The 20,570-nt window shown below is 68.2% G+C and carries 9 protein-coding genes and 1 pseudogene; 7 read left to right on the forward strand and 3 right to left on the reverse strand.

Annotation, left to right across the window (positions count from 1 at the left end; all coding sequences use genetic code 11):
• Window positions 1-410 (reverse strand): annotated as a pseudogene (locus tag MJ783_RS09470) (hypothetical protein); the annotation flags it as partial.
• A gap of 1,041 nt (window positions 411-1,451) precedes the next feature.
• Here MJ783_RS09470 and MJ783_RS09475 point away from each other — a divergent pair.
• The 6 genes from MJ783_RS09475 to MJ783_RS09500 all read left to right on the forward strand — a co-directional run bounded on the left by MJ783_RS09475 (window position 1,452) and on the right by MJ783_RS09500 (window position 16,796).
• On the forward strand, window positions 1,452-4,427 hold the full coding sequence (locus MJ783_RS09475; protein ID WP_239310009.1) for a VWA domain-containing protein: 2,976 nt from the start codon (window positions 1,452-1,454) through the stop codon (window positions 4,425-4,427).
• Between the two features lie 82 nt (window positions 4,428-4,509).
• The gene (locus tag MJ783_RS09480) at window positions 4,510-7,980 is read left to right on the forward strand and encodes a tubulin-like doman-containing protein (protein ID WP_239310010.1); all 3,471 of its coding nucleotides are present in this window, start codon (window positions 4,510-4,512) and stop codon (window positions 7,978-7,980) included.
• On the forward strand, window positions 7,977-10,838 hold the full coding sequence (locus tag MJ783_RS09485) for a hypothetical protein (protein ID WP_239310011.1): 2,862 nt from the start codon (window positions 7,977-7,979) through the stop codon (window positions 10,836-10,838). The genes MJ783_RS09480 and MJ783_RS09485 overlap by 4 nt, the downstream gene beginning before the upstream one ends.
• A complete protein-coding gene (locus tag MJ783_RS09490; protein ID WP_239310012.1) occupies window positions 10,835-11,983 on the forward strand; it encodes a hypothetical protein in 1,149 nt (382 codons plus the stop codon). Before MJ783_RS09485 ends, MJ783_RS09490 begins: the two co-directional genes overlap by 4 nt.
• A complete protein-coding gene (locus MJ783_RS09495; RefSeq protein WP_239310013.1) occupies window positions 11,980-13,212 on the forward strand; it encodes a hypothetical protein in 1,233 nt (410 codons plus the stop codon). Before MJ783_RS09490 ends, MJ783_RS09495 begins: the two co-directional genes overlap by 4 nt.
• On the forward strand, window positions 13,212-16,796 hold the full coding sequence (locus tag MJ783_RS09500) for a hypothetical protein (protein ID WP_239310014.1): 3,585 nt from the start codon (window positions 13,212-13,214) through the stop codon (window positions 16,794-16,796). Before MJ783_RS09495 ends, MJ783_RS09500 begins: the two co-directional genes overlap by 1 nt.
• A gap of 42 nt (window positions 16,797-16,838) precedes the next feature.
• Here MJ783_RS09500 and MJ783_RS09505 read toward each other — a convergent pair whose 3' ends face one another.
• Together MJ783_RS09505 and MJ783_RS09510 are read right to left on the reverse strand one after the other, a co-directional pair.
• Window positions 16,839-18,443 carry a PP2C family serine/threonine-protein phosphatase gene (locus MJ783_RS09505; RefSeq protein WP_239310015.1) on the reverse strand — a complete coding sequence of 535 codons (1,605 nt, stop codon included), beginning with the start codon at window positions 18,441-18,443 and terminating at the stop codon, window positions 16,839-16,841.
• Window positions 18,444-18,707: 264 nt separating this feature from the next.
• Window positions 18,708-19,952, reverse strand: coding sequence for an XRE family transcriptional regulator (locus tag MJ783_RS09510; protein WP_239310016.1), 1,245 nt, complete (start codon window positions 19,950-19,952; stop codon window positions 18,708-18,710).
• Window positions 19,953-20,221: 269 nt separating this feature from the next.
• Between MJ783_RS09510 and MJ783_RS09515 the strand changes: the two genes are divergently transcribed.
• Entirely contained in the window at window positions 20,222-20,410 is a 189-nt protein-coding gene (locus MJ783_RS09515; protein WP_239310017.1) for a hypothetical protein, read from the forward strand.
• The last annotated feature ends 160 nt before the right edge of the window (window positions 20,411-20,570 follow it).

Below are 20,570 nucleotides of genomic sequence, written 5' to 3' on the forward strand. Positions count from 1 at the left end.
AGTCGATCTCCGTGCCACACGGAGATCGTCGCGTCGGTTGCCGGCAGCGGGATCTGTACGGTCGCCGTTGCTCGGCACTGATTGAGTGGTGTGAGCGCGGCCACGGTTCGTCCCGTCGCAGCCAGGAGATCCTCCCCGGTCCGCGGAGCGTCCGCCGAGGGCGTGGCGGGCAGCTCGCACCGCCCGGCCCCCGGATACCCGTCGCGGGCTATCTTGTTCAGGCTGGCGGTGTCCGCGCTGCCGAACCCAAGTGGCCACACCTCGATCTGTTTGTCCTTCAACTCGCTCGGGACGGCGTTGATGAGCTGGTCTCGGGCGGTCACAGTCCGCCGGCCCCGGTCGCCGGGGCGGCCGGGATCGTCATAGGCGACGACGTTGGGGACAGCCTGCGGCCCGCCGGCGAGCAGCACCAGGACCCGCCGGGTGCCGACGGCAGTGTTGTCCGCCAGGTCCTTGCCGAAGAAGCGCAGCGCCCCGGCGATGTCGGCGTCGTTCCCCTCGCTGGAGGTCCGTTTGTGCAGGCTCGCGGCGCAGTCCGCGATCGGCGAAGCCGCGGTGGCCTGGCCGGTCGCAGGGGTGCGGTGGCCGCTTCGCGGAAGGGACAGACCCGGTCGAAGGCGGATCTTCCCTCTGCCGGCGCGCTGCCGAAGCCAGACACCGCGACCTGGTACTCCCCGGGCGCCGCGTGCTCGCCCGCCAGCGCGGCATTGGCAATCTCGTCGGCGGCCGCAGCCTCCATGCGGACCTGCGCGTCGGTGACGTTCACGGATTCGTCGACCAGAATCTGGACACGGACCGGGCGCGTCGATGTCGACGTCGACGGTGGAGCAACGGACGCGGCAGTACCTGGAGGTCCTGTTTGCGCTTTGCCAGGAATAGCCCAGAGGACGATCGAGAAAACGGCGCAGACCCCAACTAGCGCGCGCCCGAAGTGTGCCGTGGACAATTGGCTGGCCATCCCTAACCCCCGTCGGTAGCGGACTCCGCCAGACCGACAACCTGCCGCGGTGGAAACCGTACCGGACTACAGCCTTCGTCGATGGCCATCTTGCAATCCCGGCAATCGACGGAATTAACGGTGTGTGTTTATGTGAGTACCTGTCGCGAGTAGACGGCCCTGGTGGGTCAGGCTGCCGGTGAGGCTGAACACCGTCGGACGCTGCCCAGCCAGGGATACCCGACGAGAACGTACTCCGTAATCGGCGGGTGTTGTTGACGGGCTGCTCGGTGTCCGCTCCGGCGGTGCGGTTCGTACGGTTCATGCCGTTCATACGGTTCGTACTTTTCATGCGGTTCAGGTGGTTCGCGTAGCAAAAAGTGCAAGCATCGCGGGTATTGTTCGGGTAAACACACGGACAATCGGCAGCGGAATATTCACTTGATTCGGGAAACGGGATGCGCACCGGTAGGATCATCCTTCACTATGGGCCACCACGCGGGGGGAGCGTCCATTGGCGGCGAAACAGCCGGGCTTGAAGGGGCGGCGGGCATGGCCGCCGCATGTCCCGGCCATGCGCGGCATGGCCGGCGTACTGATCGTTGGCATGCTTGTGGCGGGGGTGGCCCTGCCCGCCCGTGGCCAGCCGCAGCCGAGCGTCACGCCGAGTGCCGCCGCCTCGGGCGGCGCGTCCGCTCCGGGGGTCGCCAGTAATGATCTGCCTGCCCAGCCCGTTCGGATCGTGGTCCTCGTCGACGAGTCCGGCAGCCTTTCCGACCAGGACGTCGTCAACGAACGTAACGCCGCGTCCCTGATCGCGGTCGCTGACATCTCCGCCCGGTCGCAGGTGGCGGTTGTGGGCTTCGGGAGCTCCGACGGCCGGATCGGGCAGAGCGCCGTCAGCCCGATCTGCCCGCTGACTGCTGTCAGCGAGCCAGGCAACCAGCAGGAGCTGCTGCGGTGCGTCAACACGCTGCACCGGCGGACCGCCGAGGAAGGCAACAACACCGACCACGTCGCCGCGCTCGACCAGGCTCTGCAGATCCTCGCCGCGCCTGATGACGCCGACCGCGCCAAGATGATTTTCTTGTTGACTGATGGGCGGCTTGACGTCTCTGGGAGCCCTCAGTACGGCAGCCCGGACGCTGCTACCCGTAACACCGAAGCGCAGCGGCAGCTGACCGAAAAGATCAATGAGGCTCGTGACGGCAAGGTGCAGATCTGGCCGATCGGCTTCGGCAACGTCGACATGGCCTCCCTCGACGGCTACGCCACCGGCGGTTTTCAGGGGACCTGTAACCGCTCGAGCGATGCCAAGCCGCGGACGAACATCTACACGGCATCGAGCGATGTGATCAAAGCGTTGCTGCAGGCGTTCGCGTCGGCCCGCTGTGCCGGGCTCTCTGGCTACGCCCAGGACACCCTGGCCGGTGGAGACTCCGTTGAGCTGTCGGTCGACATCCCGGTCATCAGCACCGACGGGTCGATAGTGGTGCTGAAGGGCAGCGACAAGGTCAGGGTCACCTACCTCGACCCGCGCGGCGTTCAGGTCCCGCGCGAGAGCCCGGATTTCGACGGTTCGGTACTCCAGGCAACGACGGAGAACGCGACCGCCGAGTCGCTCCATGTCCGTAACCCGCGTCCAGGCCGCTGGAAGGTGCGCCTTGCCGCGCCCGCGGGGGTCGCCACATCCACCGTGGCGGCCTCGGCGATCTGGCAGGGCCGCCTGCGTTCCTCGATCGCGGTCACACCGCCCGCGCCCCAGGCCGGCCAGACCGTGGACGTCCGGGTACGCCTCCAGACCCGTGCCGACGCGGTCACCGACCCGGCTGAGCTGCGCACGCTGACGGTCCGCGCCGAGGCGTCCGGTGACGGCATGCCGTTGCGGAGCGTCCAGGTCGCTGATGACGGCAAGGGGCCCGACCGGCAGGCGAACGACGGCGAGTTCGCCGGTCAGGTCACCATCCCCAGTACCGCCACCGGCAACCTGGTCTTCGTCGGCCGGATCGACGCGACCGGCGTGGTGGGTGACGAGCGACCGTTCACCACCCGGACCGCCAAAGGGCCAGCCGCTGTCACCGGCGACATCAGCGTCGGCGGCGGCCGGGTCGCCCCTGGTGGCAATCTGCGTGGGAAACTCGTCATCAACACGGCGGACGGCCAGCCGCGCACGCTTGGCCTGCGCCTGGTCGACCTGGACCCGGGCACCCTGGCCGAGCTCAGCCCGGCGACGGTCGCGACCGGTGGCTCGGGACGGTCCGAACAGGAACTGACCGTCAGCTTCCGGGCCGGCACCAAGATCGGGCCGGCCGGCGGTGAGATCGATCTTGTCGATATGGCCGACCCCGCCACCGTTGTCGCGGTTGGTTTCTTCGTCGCGAACATCGGTTATCCGCCATCGCTGTTCCAGCGCCTGCTGTGGCTGTGGATCCTGCTGGCGGTGGCGGCGCTGGCCGCGCTGGTCTGGTGGCGGGGCCGGCGACGGGCCCGTCGCGCCCGTCGCGACGTCCGGGATCTCACCATGGTCCTGTACCGCAACAACACGGAGCTCTACAAACTCCGTGCGCCAGCAACACCGTCCACCCGGTTTCCCTTCGCGGTCCGTGACCCCCGGGGCAGGCTGGCGCGCCTCGACCTGGCCGACGGCCGGGAAGACGCCTATGCGGCTCGTCGCGGCGACAGCGGCGAGCTTGTCGTCAGGACGCCCGGCGGCACGACGATCACGCTGACGCGCGGCCGGCCCACACCGATCGGTGACGGGCTGGCGCTGGGCTTCCTCGACGCACGCACCGCGTCAGCCGGGGGGCAGCCGGGGGCTCGCGGGGGTGGCGGGAGCGGCGCCGGTCATGGCCGTTGGGCGGAACGCAACCGTTACCGGCCCGGCACGGACGCTGGGGGCCGCGTCCCCAGCGGCGCCGGCGCGGCATCGGACCGGACAGGCCGTGCCGGTGGGCCGGCGGCGGGCGGTTGGCGGGACAGATCCGGCGGGGATACCGGTTTCGGTCGGACACCGGGCGCGTCCCAGCGGGAGACCGGTCGCCGGGGCGGTCGTGGGGACCCGGGGAGCAGCGATGACACTTCCTCGGGCGGCTACGGGACACGGTCGTGGGACAGCGCTGCCCGGCCTGGCCGCGGCGCGGTATCGGATGAGACCGCGGTCACCGGACCCCAGCCCGGTTCGTCCCAGCCCGGTTCGTCCCGACCAGGCTCGGCATGGTCCGATGTTGATCGTTCCCGTGGCACCGCTGACACCGGCCTCTGGGACAGCGGGCGTCGGGCCGGCCGCGGGGAGCCCAACGCTGCCTCCCGCCAGCCCCGGGCCGAGGAACGCGGCGGGTACGACGCCGCGGGCGAGGGCGGGCACGGCGGGTACAACCCGGGCTCCCCGGATGGGCTGGATCTACATGACGAAATAACCCAGCCTGGTCGCGACGGTGGGCGCAGGCCCCGAGACCGCGACCACTTCGACGGCGATCCCGAGCGGGCATGAGAGCCGAGCCGCCCAGGGCAGTGGCGGCCGATTCCCGGCCCCACAGCTGTGGGCGATGTGACAAGGAAGCGAGCGAGTCCGCATGAACATTTACCAGCCGATGATGTTCGTCGGGCTGGGGGGCACCGGTTGCCTCATCGGAGCGGAGCTGGAACGCCGGCTTCGCAACGAGCTGTGCGGACCGGACGGCCGTGATCTGATCGGCCGGGTCCCCGGCCAGGGCTATCTGCCCTACCAGCTGCCGGCCTGCGTCCAGTTCGTGTACGCGGACCTGAACGAGAGCGAGCTCACCAAGCTCCGCGGCCGGGTGGTGCCGGGTGAGGAACACGAAGCCGCCGTCGCGCACACCCAGCACATCACCCATGAACTCGTTCCCCGTTTCGACACCTACCCCCAGGTCGCGCTGAGCCTGCGCACCAACGCACCCCGGTTCGTCCGCGGCTGGCTGCCGCCGCCCGCCGGGGAGCCCCGGGTCGCGCCGCTCGTCCGCGGTGCCGGGCAGCTGCCCACGGTCGGGCGGGCCGCGCTGTTCGAAACATTCCGCAACGGGCTGGAGCCGGCCCAGCAGCCGGTCGCGCGGGCGATCGGGATGATCGGCAACTCCGGCGATGAGCTCTCCCGGCTTGGTGGGCGGTTCGGCCAGACCTGTGATGTCTTCGTCGCGTTCTCTGTTGCCGGCGGAACCGGCGCGGGCATCTTCTACGACTACCTGTATCTGATCGGCGAGGCGTTCCAGCGCACCGACTACCGGGCGCAGATCTATCCGCTGGTACTGATGCCGTCCGCCTTCGAAGAGGGGATGGGCGGCGGGCGGCGGGCCCGCCTCAACGCGGGCCGGGCCCTGCTCGACCTGTTCCGGCTCGTGGATGACCAGAACGGATCGACCGCTGGCACCGAACTGACCGCCACCGGAACCAGCGGGACCCTTGGGGTGTTCTACCCGGGCCAGGAGAAGGCGACCGCGCTGCTGCCCGCGACGATCCAGACGGCTTTCCTGTTCAGCGGGAGCTACGGGGTCCGCCGTGATGACCTGCACCGTTCGATCGTGTCGCTGATGCTCTCCCTGGTCGGGACGGGCAAGAGCGATACCGACGGCGCGACGGTCGGTGACCGGCTCTACCAGTCGTTCGCTGACGACTTCATCAACCGGGGCGTGGAGCGGGAGGTCCCCGCGCCGTCCGGGATCGGGCTGCGGGGTGTGTCGACCAGCCTGGTCGCGTCGATGGACGTGCCGGTGGACGATCTTGCCGACATCGTCGCGTCCCGGCTGCTGGCGCGCGCGGTCGACGTGCTTGCCGGCATCGCGCCCGGAAGCGGGGAGGACAACGAGCCGGCGATCGAGGAGTTCATGGCCGCGGCGAATCTCGAACCGCTGCTCGCCAGCAGGCCGCTGCCGTTTACCGAGGTCACGGCCGTGCGTGGTGCCCAGGAGATCATCGGGGCGCTGCGAACCCGGGCTCGCGCGATGGAGGACAGCGTCCTCGCGCTCGAGGACCGGCTGCGGGCCGACGTCCCCGACATGGTTGCCACCTTCGACCCGACCAGGGCGATGGACGCGCTCCTCGGCCGGCTCGACCTGTTCCGGGTTCGCCGGGTCGTGCTCGGTGACAGCCGCCTGGACTACGACGAACAGCGCGGCGGCGTGGCCAGGCGGCTGGACGACTACCGGCGGGAACCGTTCGCGCCACCCGGGGTCGCCTTCAGCCCGCCGCAGCCCGCTGACGTCCGCGACCGCCGGCTGGGCCTGAGCAAACTGCGCTGGGGCGACCCGTATGTGCAGCAGACCCTGGCAACCCAGGACGACTGGTTCAGGTGGCGGGCACAGTCGGTGTGGAGCGCTGCCTGGATGGGTCAGGCGGCCCGGTGGGGGCGGATCTTCGAACGGGCACGCCAACAGCTCGGGGCGGTCACGGCCGCATTCGACGATCACGCGCAGAACGAGCCGGGGACGTTCGCCAAGCGAAGCGCCGAGCTGTACCGCAACCGGGTCGGCGTCACCTATCTGCTGCCCCCGGTGGACATGGAGGCCTTCTACCGGGGGGTGCTTGAGCGGTTCGTCCGGCGCGACCACAGCCGTAACACCGCGACCGAGGCGGATGTGGTCAGGTCCCTGCTCGGCGCCGACGGCTGGCGCCCGGCCTGGGCCGCGGCGATCGACCGCGGCCCGACCGCGGCTGTCGCGGTCGTCCGTGAGCGTCTCAAGCAGGAGGTCAAGAGGCTGTTCACGCAGGAAAGCGATGCCAGCGCGGACGCGCTCCTGCCGACGATGGCGAAGCTGCTCGCCGGTGCCGCGCGGCGTGAGGCCATGACGTCCGTCACCGACGAGGTCCGCCAGTTCCAGGCGAAGATCCACGGTTTGGTCCCGGCCAACTTCACCCCGCAGGGCTCCGGGGCGCTCAAGGTACTCATCTCCTACCCGGCGGGCGGCGCTGACCCGACGATCGAACGCTTCCTACGGGAGCAGATCCGGCTCCCCCGGGAGCCGAGCATGGTGGTCGAGTTCCGGCCGATCAACGCCGAGTCGATCGCGGTGGTGCTGTTCCGGACCTCCATGAGCATCACCGAGGTGCCCGAACTGCGGGAGATCCTGCACCACTGGTCCGACGCCCTCGGCAACGAACAGCCGCACGACTTCCTGAAATGGCGCCAGCGGGTCGGGTACGACTACGGCTGGCTGGCGACCACCGAGGAGCACCGGGTCCGCATCCTGCACCACCTGTTGTGCGCGATGTGGAACGGCAACATCCGCACCCGGGGCGGTGAGCGCGACTCACCGGCACAGGTGCGTGTGCAGCTCGCCGACGACGACGAGCACCAGGTGTCGATGACCCTGTCGCTGGCGCCGTTCGAGCCGGCGTCGTCGTGGGGCAGCCTGCTGCGGGCCTACGAGGACTGGACCCTCGCCGACGACGAGCAGATCAGGCGTGACTTCTGCGAGCAGCTCATGCGCACCCTTCCCGAAGGCGTGTCCGGCCGGGCGAAGCAGCCGAGCGAGCTTTTCCTGCGGATGCTCAGCCTCGCCAGGGAACAGGCGGTGCTGCTTGACGACATGCGCCGCGGGCTTCCCGCTGGCAGCCGGGGCTGGGCGGGTCAGCTGCACGGGTTCTGGACGAAGACGTTCAGCGCGGCCATGGAGATGCCGTTCGAGAATGTCTCGCTGCGCGCCCGCACCAACCTCGCCGAACTGTACGAACTGGTGGTACGCCGGCCCCGCGGCGTTGGCCCGCTGGCCGGTGGCGCACGGTCCGGGCCGGCCGAGGACGCCAGCCAGCGGGGGCCGGGCGGCTCCGGACCCGCTGAGGCGAGCTGGGAGGCGGGGGAACGCCGCGGCCGGGACGGCTATCAGCGGGCCGGCCGGCAGCACAGCGACGACAACCACGACGGCCGGCGGCCGGCCGAGCTGCGTAAGGATCTCGATGGCGGAGGGTTCCCGGGCAGCGGAGCCGGAAATCCCGGGGACGGCCACCGGAGCGTTGACTACCAGGCCGATGGTTATCAGATAGATGATTATGGGGCGGATGGCTACCAGGCCGACGATGAGGGCTGGTCGTGACTGACTCGACCCTGGCCCGAGCCACGCCGACGGTCGTCGAAATCGATCTCCGTACCCGGTACGCCGAAGTCATGGATGTCGAGCGCTTCTCCGACATCCAACGGGTCTTCATCCGGGATCTGGGGGTGGCGGAGAGCGACCCCGGCCGGGTGCTCCTGATCGACGACTCCCGATCGCTCGTCGAGCATGCTCCGGGGCTTGAGCGGATCATCACAGCTCGATCGGTGAACCAGGTCGTCTGCCTGGTTGTCGGCCCGCCCAACGCCGAGTATGCGCAGCCGGCGCACGTTGATGGCCATGGTTACCCGACTGACCGCGGTGGCGCTGACCGCGGCGGAGATCCCGATCCGTATGCCGCCGATACCTACGACCACGACCGCCGGTACGTGGCTGACCATGGCCAGTCCGGCTACGGCGAGTCCGGCTACGGCGAATGTGACACAGGAGAGCCCGGCTACGACGACGTCACTGTCGGCCATCCCGATATGGATGATCGTTCCTGGGTGGGCGGCGGCTATGGAGAGCGTCCGGGCAGGGGCGAGGCGGGCGGCGGACCGCCGCGTTCGGACCGCTCGAGCGAGTCGGTGCGGGCCGCGGCCAACCGTTCCGGCGGTGACCGCGGGCGCTACGGTAGCCGGCCCGGCCGCGGGGGTGGCGGCGCGGGCGCGGCCAGCTCCACCGGTGGATCATCCGTGGGTGCCTTCCCCGCGGACGGTTCCGGTCCACGCGGTGGAACCCGTCTCGACCCGGCACGAATCGGGCTGGTGAAACCGTTCGTCCTCCGGGCGCCGGTGGCCACGCTATGGGTGAGTGATGCCCGCGGAGTCGGCTGGGGCATGGGCCAGACCCAGCCGCAGTCTCTGCCGTCGTTCCTGGACGACGCCGACGACGGTCCGGTGCTGTCGGCGTTACGGGACGCCCTGTGCCAGCACGAGGTCTTCGACGCCGTCGCCGAGAAGGTCGGCTCCATGGCGGATGCGACGGCCGCGCCCGGTCTGCGCGCGGTGGTCGGCAGGGTGGATGACGGAGTGCTCGCCGACGCCCAGTTACGGGCGCTCGATCGGTTGCTCGCCCCGCATCTGGACGCCGATGGGGCGAGCGAGCCACCATCGGATCTCGTCACCGGCCCGCTGCCCCTGTTCCTTGGGATGAACGACCGCCGCGCGGACACCGTGCTGCGGCCCGACGGCTTGATCAGCTCGTCGTTGCAGGCCTGCGGGAGCCGGATCGCCGACGCCGCTGCCGCGGTAGCGGGCATGCGTGGCTGGCGGGTGCTGTTCACCGGCCGTCAGCCGGGGATGGCCGTCCGGTCAGCCATGCGACAGGCCGCGGCCCAGCTCGCCGAACTGCGGGAGAACCTGCGGGCCGAGTTCATCGAGATCGACGGCAGCCGCGGGCTCGACCAGGCCCGGCGTAACCACCTGGCTGAGCTGGGCGTGGTGACCAGCGAACCCGCCGGCACCACTGCCCGGTCGGTAGTCAACAGCCTGCGCCTCCTTACCGACAACGCACTGGACGCGGGCCACTCCGTCGTCGAGGTCTCCCAGTGGCTCTCCGAGATCGCCCGGCGGCTGTACCCGCGGGGGAGCCGTGAGTACGTCGACGACCTGGACCGCATCTGCCCGGACGATATTCTCGACAATCTCGATAATCCGGACAGGCTGCGGTTGAGTCTCGCCGCGCCGTGGGTGCTCGGCCCGGTAGCTCTGTTCTGCTTCCTGGCCGCGCTGTGGTCGCCGCTCGTCGGTGTCGTCGGTGCCGTTGTCAGCCTCGTGCCGGCTCTGGCGATCGTCATGATTGTTGTGCTGGGTGGTTGGCTGCTGCTGAACGCACGCCAGGTCAGCCCGGACGAAGCGGGCGCGCTGGACTTCCTCGCGCTGCTGGCTGTCGCTCTGGTCGCGGCGGGCGGCGGTTGGTATCTGCAGTGGTCCGGCCGGCTGGGGATCATCCCCGCCTCGATCCGGCCGGCACTCGCGGCTGTCGGGCTGGCCGGGCTGCTGCTGTGGCCGCTGCGGGTGTGGGTGTCCGCGGTACGGCGTTGGCAGCCGTGGTCCGGTGGTGCTGTTCCGGTGGTTGACGACCTCCGCGCTTTGGTCTGTCGGGTCGCGTTGTACGAATGGGTGCTTGCCGACAGCCGGCGGGACGCGCACGACGCCACGAACGCGCTGACCGGCGCGTTGCTGGACATGCAGACAAAGCTGACCGATCATGCAATGCTCCTGCGCGGGCATCCCATCGGGGAGCAGCCGGACGCGGTGCCCGGGATCGACGTCGAGGTTGCGGCATTGCTGCGTGACCAGCGGGGGGAGATCGCCAGAGTCGTCCAGGAGGATCTGGTCGATCTGATCCAGACCGCGCTCCAGCGCTGCTGGAAAGATCTTGAACGGGGTGCGCCGGACGCGCTGCCGAACTACGTGTCCGCGGAAGCCGAGCACCTCCTTGACGTCTACGCCGAACATCTTGCCCGGCGGGGCGTCCACGAGGCCCCGCCGTTCGGCCGGCCGGGGGAACGGCGGGCGGTGCTCGTCGACGCCGTCTGGACGGAGTCGCGCCGGGTCGCTGGCGTGCTGCGGGCCACCAGGCTCGACGTCGGCATCCAGCAACTGTGCGGGCCGGAGGAACTGAGCTACCTCGATGTCGCGCCGGACCGCGCGGACCTGATCCGTTTCGCGCCGCGCGTGGTCAGGGCCGTGCTCGGCCGCGGTGCCGCCCGCGCGGCCCGCCATGCCGGCGGTTCTGATATCCCATTTCCCGGAAGCGACCTGGTCTGGACGACCGGCGGGCAGGTCGCCGGTGTGCTGCGCCTGGTCCGGCTGCGTTCCGGCGTGGTCGAGACGCCCGCGGAGGGCCGGCTGTGACACGTCCCGGTTCGACATCGGAGCCGCCGGAGGGCGGACAGACCAGACGCGAGGACGCCGGGTCCGCTGCCCGCGGCGGACGCCGGCCCGGCCGGGACGAGCCGGCCGGCGCCGGCCGCCGCGGTACGAACGGTTCGTCACCGGGCGCCTTCCCTGCCGGCGGTGATCCACGCAGGGAGCCGGCCACCGGACGGGCCGACAGCCTGACCGAACTCAGCTACGTCACGACCTACGGCGAACGGGAGCAGCTTCGGATCCGGGCCGGTGACTGGGAGGAGCCTGGCCAGCGCCCGCCGTCACGATCCGTCCCCTACCGTCGGCGCCGGGTGTCCAACCCGGACTCCAATCAGGAGTTCGTCCAGAAGATGCTGCCAAGAGATCAGGTGACCGCGGACAGCTGCGACCTCATCGACAACGAGATCCAGATCGGGCTGCATCTACTGCGGACGATCGGCGAGACTCGATACCCGGTGGAGCTGTCCAGGCTGGTCGGCTATGACGCGGATGCCGAGGAGCCGTTCATCCTGCTCGCCGAGCGAGGCGAGCCTGCCGGCCTGTTCAGCAGGAAGATATCGGCGACGAAGTACGAACAGTTCCAGGTCAGCCTGTTCCGGGCGTTGAGCATTCTGGAGGCGGCCAAGGTCGTGCACCGCAACATCACCCCGGGGACGGTCCGCTGGAACGACCCGCGGGTGCAGATCACCGACTTCCAGCACGCCCGGCTGAGCGGCGAGCCGGCCGGCCCGGCTCCGTCGCCTCGCTGGGCCGCGCCCGAGGCGCGCCATGGTGGCCTCCCCGCGGATCCCGCCGCGGACCTCTGGAGTGCCGGCCTGGTAATCGTCCAGGTGGTGGGGGGACCGCTTCCGCCCGGTATGACGGGGCCGCCCGATCTGCACGCCGTCGGTGGCGGACTGGACCGGACGCTGGAGGGTATCTTCGCACCAACTCCCGCAGGCCGGCCGTTGATCGAGCTGTTCATGCGGGACCTGGGTGCTTTGCGGGATTTCGTCCCCGTCGGGGCCTACCCGGGACCGGTCACGATGGATCCACGTTTTCTGGAGGGGCGCCGGCGGTTCGCTGAGTTGTCCAGGAGTAAGAGCCGGACCATCCCGACCTTCGACACTTATTCTGGTGACCGCTCGTGACCACTGATAGCGGCGGCTTCCGCTCGTCCAGACACACCGTCCGCTGCCCGATCTGCCTGGACGAGTTCGTCTGGGAGGACGAGCGCCAGCTGTATGAGCGGATCGACACCCCAGTGGCCGCCGAACGGTACCGCCTGCTGGAGATCCCAGCGACCACCTCCGCCATCAAGCGCCGGGACCGCGAGCTCGACGCGTGGAAACGCTGTCCGGACAGCGATGGCGAGCTGACGGCCCCTGACGGTTCCAGGATCGACCATTACCTGCCGGAGGCATACGCGAAGTACGGCCGCCCACTGGTCATCGGCTTTGTCGGTTTCGCCGAGAGCGGTAAATCCCACCTGCTCGCCTCGATGGTCGGTGAGATCGAGTACGGCCGGCTGGAGACACTGGGCCTGGATGCGGACCCGGTGGACGCGGGCGTCCACCAGAACTATCTCAGCGAGTTCGTCGACCCGTTGTTCAACGACGGGGAGGCGATCCAGAGCGACGGGATCGGCACGTCAGAGAGCGGCGCCGAGTTCAAGGACGCGTTCCTGCTCTCCAATCCCGACCTGGGTGTGACCCGGGCGGTGACGTTCTTCGACATCTCGGGCGAGATTCTCGCGGAGCGAAGCCCCTACACCCAGTTCATCCTGGCGATGGATGCGCTGATTTTTGTGGTTGACCCGGATGTCGCGATCAGGGACCAGGCCGGTGGCTCCAGCGGATGGAACCGGCCACTTCGACGGGACAACGCGTTCGCCACTGTTCTGCACCGTTTCCGTGATCAGGAGGCTGCGCGGGAGAAGCCGGTCGCCATCGCAATCACCAAATGTGATCGATGGCGTTTCGAACAGCCGGTCTCGTCCTGGCTGCGCAGGGATGGCCTGAGCCCGTACCGGTTGGCCCGGCAGCCCGATCTGGCCGCGATCTGGGCCGAGAGCGCCGACGCCTTCGCCTTCCTTCACCAGAACCATGCGCAGGCGTGGCTGCGACCTTATTCGTTGTTCTCCAAGGCGACGTTGCACTTCGTCTCAGCGACCGGTTCGGAGGCTGTCGAGCTGATCTCGCCCCGGAAGGGCGACCCGAACGCACCCGCTGTGGGCGTCAGGAAATTCGCTCGGGGAGTCCGGCCCAAGAGAGTGCTTGATCCGCTGGCGGCGATCCTGGCCATGAGCGGCATGTTGGGTGACGAGGCCCGTACCGTCGGCGGTGATTCCGGGAGGCCGGAAGAGGGTGGAGATCGCTGATGTCCCGACCGCATACACCCGACCAGGAGATGCCCAGCTCGATTGCCGTCGACTATCTGGTCTACCGGTACGACCCGCCGCGGCGTGGTGGCGGCCGTTCCGGCTTTGCGCCAGCGGAATCCAACCTGCAACCAGCCGAACGCGAGTGGTGGCACGAATCGTATCGCCACTGGTGGGAACCGAGAGGTACCGACATCAGGTGGGGGCCGAGCGTCTGCTATCTGATCGCTCGGGACCTGGCCGGCAGGAACCGGGCTATACTCTGTTACCGTAAAGCTGGTACCAGCGTAGCGCGAAGAGATACCGTCAGCTTCCTGTTGATCGCATCGCCGGCTGAGCTCACGGCCGGTGTTGCCTTGGCACTGGCTGACTGGAGCTGGGCCGCGGGTACGTTTTTCGATCCGGCGATCAAGCCCAATCTCCATTGGTACATGGAATCCGTTGCCCGACAGCGGGCGCGGGTGCCGTCCAAAACCACCCCCTATGTTGTTCCGGCGGCCGGTGACGGCAGGTACGAAAACATCCTGATGCGGATAATTGTTGATCTCCTGGAAAAATCCAATGAGAATTATTCCCATCACCTGCTCGTACCGGGGGTCGAGCCGAACGATGCGGCCCGGTTGTTGGAGAATGCGCTTGGCGCACTGGACAACGATTGCTGTCAAGCTCTCGCCAGGCGTTTTTCATTCTCGACTTCACAGAAAGACAACATACCGGCCGCTACGGCGCCGCGGGTGGTTTTCGCGACCCAGAAATTCACCTGGCAGGGTCGTGATGTGACCATCCTCGACGGCCGGGAAAGCCTGCCGGACCAGATTTTCCTAACGGCTGCCAATATTCTTGTGCGGGTTTCCCGTCGAACTGATCGCCATATTTTCGACGAGGTTGTGTCGGAACCGTTCAACCAGGATGATCCCCGCGGGTGGTGCGAGCGGCTGACGGAGAATTCCGGCCTACGGGGATGGCTGAGCTCGCCGGAGGGGCCTTCCATCCCGCGTCCTGCCCCTGTCTCGCCCGCGGCCGAAATGCCGGCAACCCCATCTTCGGTCCCGTCCCCGGCCAGCATACCCATAAGCCCGGGGAAGCCTCTGCACCCCCTGCCTCTCAGGGAGCATGTGAGCGCCGTATATGGAACGGGGATCCAACGGGTAGCGGAAGAGACGGATACTGAGATCGCGGTCGTCAACATTCTTGTCGACATGATTCGCGATATGGCCTGGCTGACGAACGGGGACGTCCTCGGACTGCGGGCGGTCAGCCAGCTCGTATTCGCTCCGGGGAGTGATTTCGTTCCTTCGCAATTTGATCTTCCTCGCCGTACCGGCAGTGTTGATACAAAACTGCCCAATTATATTCTGCGGGTGGTTGACGAAACGGTTTTCGCGATCTTAAATAGAAGAAGTGATGTAATCGGCGAGCTGCTCGGAGGCGTCAATGCCGCTGCGGTCGCCGCTGATTCAAGCTACGTGCGGCCGCCCGCGGAGGCGGCCGAGCTGAGCAGGACGGTCCAAGAGCTTCGGTCTCGTTTGGCACGGAAACGGCAGGAGTCGAAAGAGGCCGCGGCCAGGGAAGCACGCGACGCGGTGGGCGCTCTGTGCGAGGGCCGGCTCCTGGCGGGCATGCGGGACGAATCGTCCCGCATCACAGCACAGAATCCGCCATCCACTTTCGAAATCATTGACCTGCTCGTCGATCTGTTCCGGCTCGGCGGTGGGCTGACCGGCCCGCACGTCGCCACCTTGCATTGGATATGTCTTCGCCGCTTCCGTGATAGTCCGTTCCCGATACCCTCCGTTGTCGCGAATGACACCCAGGCGCTCGAGGACCTCCGTACCGAGGTCCGGAGATGGAAGCGTACGGTCGAGAACCGTGCGTTTGAGGAGGCGCTTCGAACTGAATGCGCCGCGCGGGTCCAATACGGCCGGGAAATTGTTCAAAAGGTAATTTCTGATGTCACGGTCGTGGATCTGCACGACCAGGAATTGATCGACCGCCTGGTCGCGGGGATTTACTCGCTGGCCGGTGAGCCGATCGGTCCGGAGATCCGACGAGAGCTTGAGAAGCTACGCGGACAGGCACACCGGGCATTCGAGCGCGATCGTGCCACGGCTACAGTCCCCCCAACGGAGCCTCCGCCGACGGTGGGCTCATATCGTCCTCGGGATCCTGATGAAAGCCCGATCGCCACTCAGCCGACCATTTCCCGGCCCACAGGTGCTGATCTGACTCCTCTCGGACCAGCACCGCAGGCCGATGCCGATTACCGGCGGTCCCAGAACAACCGGCAGCCAACCTGGTCGTCGTCGCCCTCAACCTACGTTCCGCAGGCACTTCCCCCAGGGCAGCAGTCCCACCGTCCCGAATGGACTCCGGCTGCCGGGACTGGCACTTCCCCCGCCAGCGGCGTGGAGCAAAGCGGCCGACCTGGGAGGATAAATCTCGGGGACCCACGTGTCTTCGTTCCTATTATTTTTCTCATTTTCCTCATTCTCGTTGTTCTCATGATTGTGATAGCTGGCCAAGAAAAAAGTCCCGTTGGTATTTCTGTCGTTGGGGCGGACGGCGATTTCAAGAATGTTGTCAACAGCGGCGGAGTGTGGCAGGCGCCTGACGTCCCCGCGGTCTTCGCCGAGGCCGCGCTGCATGCGGCGAGCGCACGGCCAGCGCCGGATAAGATTATGCTGACGGTTTCCAGGAAGTGGCAGGACAGGGCTGTCAGCGCTTTGGACGGCGCCAGCGTCGAGGGCATCGGGGGTGTCAGTAGCAAGCCCGCCGGGGCGATTGTTATAATCGATCCCAAGGACGGCGGGGTACGGGCGGTCGCCACCCATGGCCAGGCGGCTGGCAACAACAATCTCGCCGTGGGCCTGGCTGTTGATCCCGGTGAGCTCACCGCGGTGCTCAGCGCGGTCGCGATGGACAAGGACGCACTCTCCCGGCTTGTCAACCCCAGCTCCGGGGAAGAAAAGTGCGGGAAGTTTCCGGATATGATTCGGTACCTCTGCCCGGGAACCGCGGCGTTCCTCCAACAGCAGCTGATCCAGGGCAGCTCGCTCGACAGGGTGCAGAAGATCGCGTGCGGTCTGGGATTCGACGGTATGCCTCATTCGGTGAACGGCGTCCAGGTCGCGGCGTCGTCGATACTGCTGGGGAAGAGCTGCGGGGCCACGTCAGCGGTGGCTGCTGATGCCCCGATCCGGGTCACGCCCTTTCAGCTGGCGGTGGTGGCGTCCGCATTGGCGGCCGGGAGCAACGGTAATCCTCCGCCCTGTCCGCATCTTCTCGTCGAAGCTCCAGCGAACAGGTGCGCGATCGGGATCGGTGACGTGAGGCTGGCTGTTGAGGCAGCGCAGGAAATACGCAAAGCAACGGCGGAGGGAAACCCGGGCTTTGCGCTGATGACGAGCTCGACCAGCGCCGGCTTTGTCGATGGCGACAAAGCCGGCTGGGCGGTCGGTTTCGCCCCGGCCAATAATCCAACAGTTGCTATCGCGGTGTGTGTGAGCGCTGCCACCACGGACCCGCAATCGGTACGGCTGGCCGCAAGGGATACCGCGGTCGCGGTTCTCCGGGAGGTCCAGTGATCTTCGCCGGAGGGCGCGGCTCGCGCGACGGCAGCCCGCTGGCTACCGGGCGGCTGCGTCGTCGGTGACCAGGTCACCGACGACGATAGTGGTGTCGTCGCGGGCTCCAGCGATCATAGCGGCGTCCACAAGCGCGTCGGCGGCCTGTTCGGGGCTCATGGTGCCGAGTTCCATCAGCAGACCGTCCAGCTGTTCGGGTGTCATGACCTTGGTGATGCCGTCGCTGGCGAGGACGACCCGGTCGCCGGCCTGGACCGGCTCCTCCAGCAGGTCCAGTTCCACCTGTTCGTTGAGGCCGATCGCGTTCAGCAGCGGCCCGTTCTTGATGGCGTGCGGGGTGGTGAGCCGGCGAGGCCGGCCACGCCCGGGCTGCAGCCACACGGTGCTGTCCCCGACATGCGCGACGAACAGGGTCTCACCCGTGTCATGCTGCCGGCCGAGAACGACGACGTCGAGGGTGCAGGCCATGCCGTGCCAGGACGGCTCCTGCAGCGGCTTCTCCCGGACCGTCCGGTTGGCCCGGTCGAGCGCTCCCCGCAGGCCGTCGCGGGGGTCGGCCGCGTACTGCGGGCGGAAGCTCGCCACGGTGGTCACCGCAAGGGTGGAGGCGATCTGGCCGGCCGCTTCGCCACCGACCCCGTCGGCGACCGCCAGCAGGCCGTCGAGGACGACGAAGGCATCCTCGTTGGGACCGCCGCGCTTGCCTCGTCGGGTCCGCCCAGCGGCGGCCAGCCGCAGCGCTGGCGAGGTGGAGACATCGGGCTCGTTCGCGACCAGCGGGGATACCGGGGGAATCGTCTGCTCCGGTGGCAGCGTCGCGGCGGGGTCCTCCCGCGGGCCGCCAACCGCACCGGCGCCGGCATTGCCGTGGTCCGAATAGTCGGCGCTCATTCGAGTGATCGCCGTTTCGTCGGTACCAAAGCCATCCTGGCCGCCGGGCATGCCTCGTTCCACGTTGCCAGGGTACGGCCCGTCAGCACGGTGGCCGGCGGCGTGAGGCACGTCAATGCCTGTTGTCGCGGCCGGGGGCGGGTCGACGGGTGGCGGTGTCCACCCGGTCGTGTCCTGTTGACGGGGCTGTCCGGCGGCGGATGCCGCCGCGTTGACCGGTGCGGCTGTGGTGACCGCGGTCGCCGTGGCTTCGAAATCCCGATGCGCGGAGTCGTGGGCCGGCTGGGTCGACCAGACGTCCGGCTGCCTGTCGTCGGACAGGTCGGACAGCGTGACGTAGGCGGTCGTCGGTGGTTCACCGGATGGCGGTGGTATTGGCGTGGTGGGGGCCCCTGCGGTCCCTGAAAAGGCCGGCTGGCCCAGGCTGCCGGGGCCGGCGGAAGCCGCCGGTCCACCCGGTCCAGCCGGTCCACCCGCGCTGGCCGGACCCGCGCTGGCCGGTCTACCCGGTACGCCCGCTCCAGCGGCGCGGGTGGCAGCGGCCGGGTTTCTCAGGGAGCCCCGCAATGTCGCGAGGACCCCCTGCCGCCGACGTCGGCGTTGTCTGGGCCGTGGGCTCCCGGTGGGCGCCGCCGAGCGTGGCGGATGCGCCGGCCCTGGGCCGAATCCTGAGGCGCGGCTGGAGACGACGACGAAGAGAATCGCGCCGATCAGCAGCACCACGATCAATGTGATGGGTACCACCGAACTGTCCATGGCCTCCGTCCCCCACGTGCGGGTATTCCGATCACGCTAGCGGACGTCCGCGCTGGCGTCCCCCGTACCCACTCAATGGCATCAAGGCAGATCAGCCGATGGATGTGTCGCGACATCGACACAAGGGACCGACACGACTTGACCAGCGCTGACGAGCAGTGTCCGAAACGGGTCAGACCAGTGTCAGGCAGCCGTGCCATCGATGCCAGGACGAACCCGCGGGGACGGAGACGGTCCGTGGTCCGATGGGTGGCCGGGCACCGGTCAGGCCCGGACTGGTGCCCGGTCGGCGCACCGCAGGGCGCTGCGGGCGTGCTCGGCAAGGGCGGCGGCCCGAGGATGCCCGGCGATCTCGATCGCGCTGCACAGGGTCAGCACATCAACCCTCGCGTTCTCCGACGCGACGCAACCGGCCAGGTCGATCGCCTGGTAGCCGAGGTCGACAGCCTGCTCGACCTCGCCCGCGTCGACCTGGGCCACGCCTAGCCAGACCCGGTGGTGAACCAGCTCTCGCGGGTATTCACAGGCGTTGAGCTCGTCGACGGACCGGCTCAGATGCCCGATGGCGCTGGCGGCATCACCGAGGCACAACAGAGCCTTGCCGGCGTAGTACTCGATGGTCGACCGGGAGCACCAGTACACATAGTCCGGGTCCTGGGTGGGGTCGGCCCGCTCGATCTGGGTGAACGCCTCGGCGATCTCGGTCCGCACAGCCTGGATGTCGCCGGCCTGAGCGTGCGCGATGGCCAGGGAGCCGGCGAGTACCGCCTTCTCAGTCGCTGTGAGGACGTTCGCGGCACCCGCGCGGGCCGCGCGCAGCAGGATGACCGCGTCGGCGGGTTCGCCGTAGCGCACCGCCTGCTCGGCCATGCAGCGCAGGATGTTGGCGCCGATGGCCCGATCACCGGCCTCGTGGGCAGTACGCAGCGCTACCAGCCAGAACTGCTGGGCGATCTGGTGGCGGCCGCTGTCGAACGCGGCCCAGCCCGCCAGCCGGGCGAGTTCCGCCGCGACGGCATACAGCCGCGCGCGTTGGTCCTGGCTGTACGCGCCGGTGCGCAGCAGCCGGACGATCACCCGTAGCTCGGATACCGCAAGCCCGTGTACGTCTTCCCCGCCGAGGACGTCGTCCATCCGCCGCAACGCGTCGACGCGCTCGGTGAAGCCGGCGACGAGCGCCTCGTTGATGTGCCTGCCGTTGAGTACCGCCACGGATCGGACGGGAGGCGCGACGAGCCAGGAGTGGACGACCGCGCCGAGCGTCGCGCTGGTGAAGGTGAGGACGGCGGGCCGTTGGACGCGGCTGGTCACCTCTTCCAGCGCGGCGTCAAGCCCATCGGACGCCCACAGGTGCTGGAGCGTCCATGGTGGGGCGTCAGCGGTCAGTGTGATTCCGTTGTGAACAAAACCGGCGCTGGCGGCGGTGGCCGCCGTGCCACGGCGAGAACGGCGGGCTCCAAGTTCCCGAGAAGCCCGTGACCGCCCGAGCAGACTGCTGGGTTCTCTCACGCCCGGCCTCCTCAAAATGGCCAGTCAGGAAATAGTCGTTGGCCTTGCAGCCGTAGTCGTAGGCTTCATCGTGATCACAGGTTGGTACCCGGGACATTCCAAGATAAACAGCAAAACCAGGCCGACGACTGCCGCTGGTGCAGCGTACGTCAGGCTCGGGGGCGGAACAAGTAGTGCAAGATTGCGTCCGCGGTGTTGTTATATCCCGAAGTGTGCAAGAAACCCAACGGTCGACCGGCTGTTGAGGTTCAACAGGTCGATGGTTGTGGTTGTTCAACCTCGTTGCCGCAACGTCCGTTCAGGCGGTGGCCGGGCTGCTGGCCGGGCTGGTGGCCGAGGTGCTGGTCGCGTTCACGGGCTGCTCCGGCACGCTGGGAATCCGTCCCGGCCGGCTGTTTGGCCCGATCATTTTGGCCCGATCATTCGGGACGGTCCCGAAGGCTGGGCACGGCTGGTGATCTGGAATGGTTTTCAAGGGCTGGGAAAATCCGGCTGCTCAGCTTCGCGCAGGATCTTCGCGCAAGCGGCGTCCGCGTAGCGGTGGCGCGAATATCATGCGCGTGGTCGCGGCGGAATCCCGCGCACGCAATTCCCGGTGTGCCGAGCGAAGGCCCCGGC

Origin of the sequence: Protofrankia sp. Cj3 (assembly GCF_917627355.1) — a bacterium.
Classification (GTDB): Bacteria; Actinomycetota; Actinomycetes; order Frankiales; family Frankiaceae; genus Protofrankia.

Excerpts from the sequence above, each read along its gene's own strand:
- MJ783_RS09480 (WP_239310010.1), top strand. The coding sequence starts at position 4,510 with ATGAACATTTACCAGCCGATGATGTTCGTCGGGCTGGGGGGCACCGGT.
- MJ783_RS09500 (WP_239310014.1), top strand. The coding sequence starts at position 13,212 with ATGTCCCGACCGCATACACCCGACCAGGAGATGCCCAGCTCGATTGCC.
- MJ783_RS09505 (WP_239310015.1), bottom strand. The coding sequence starts at position 18,443 with ATGGACAGTTCGGTGGTACCCATCACATTGATCGTGGTGCTGCTGATC.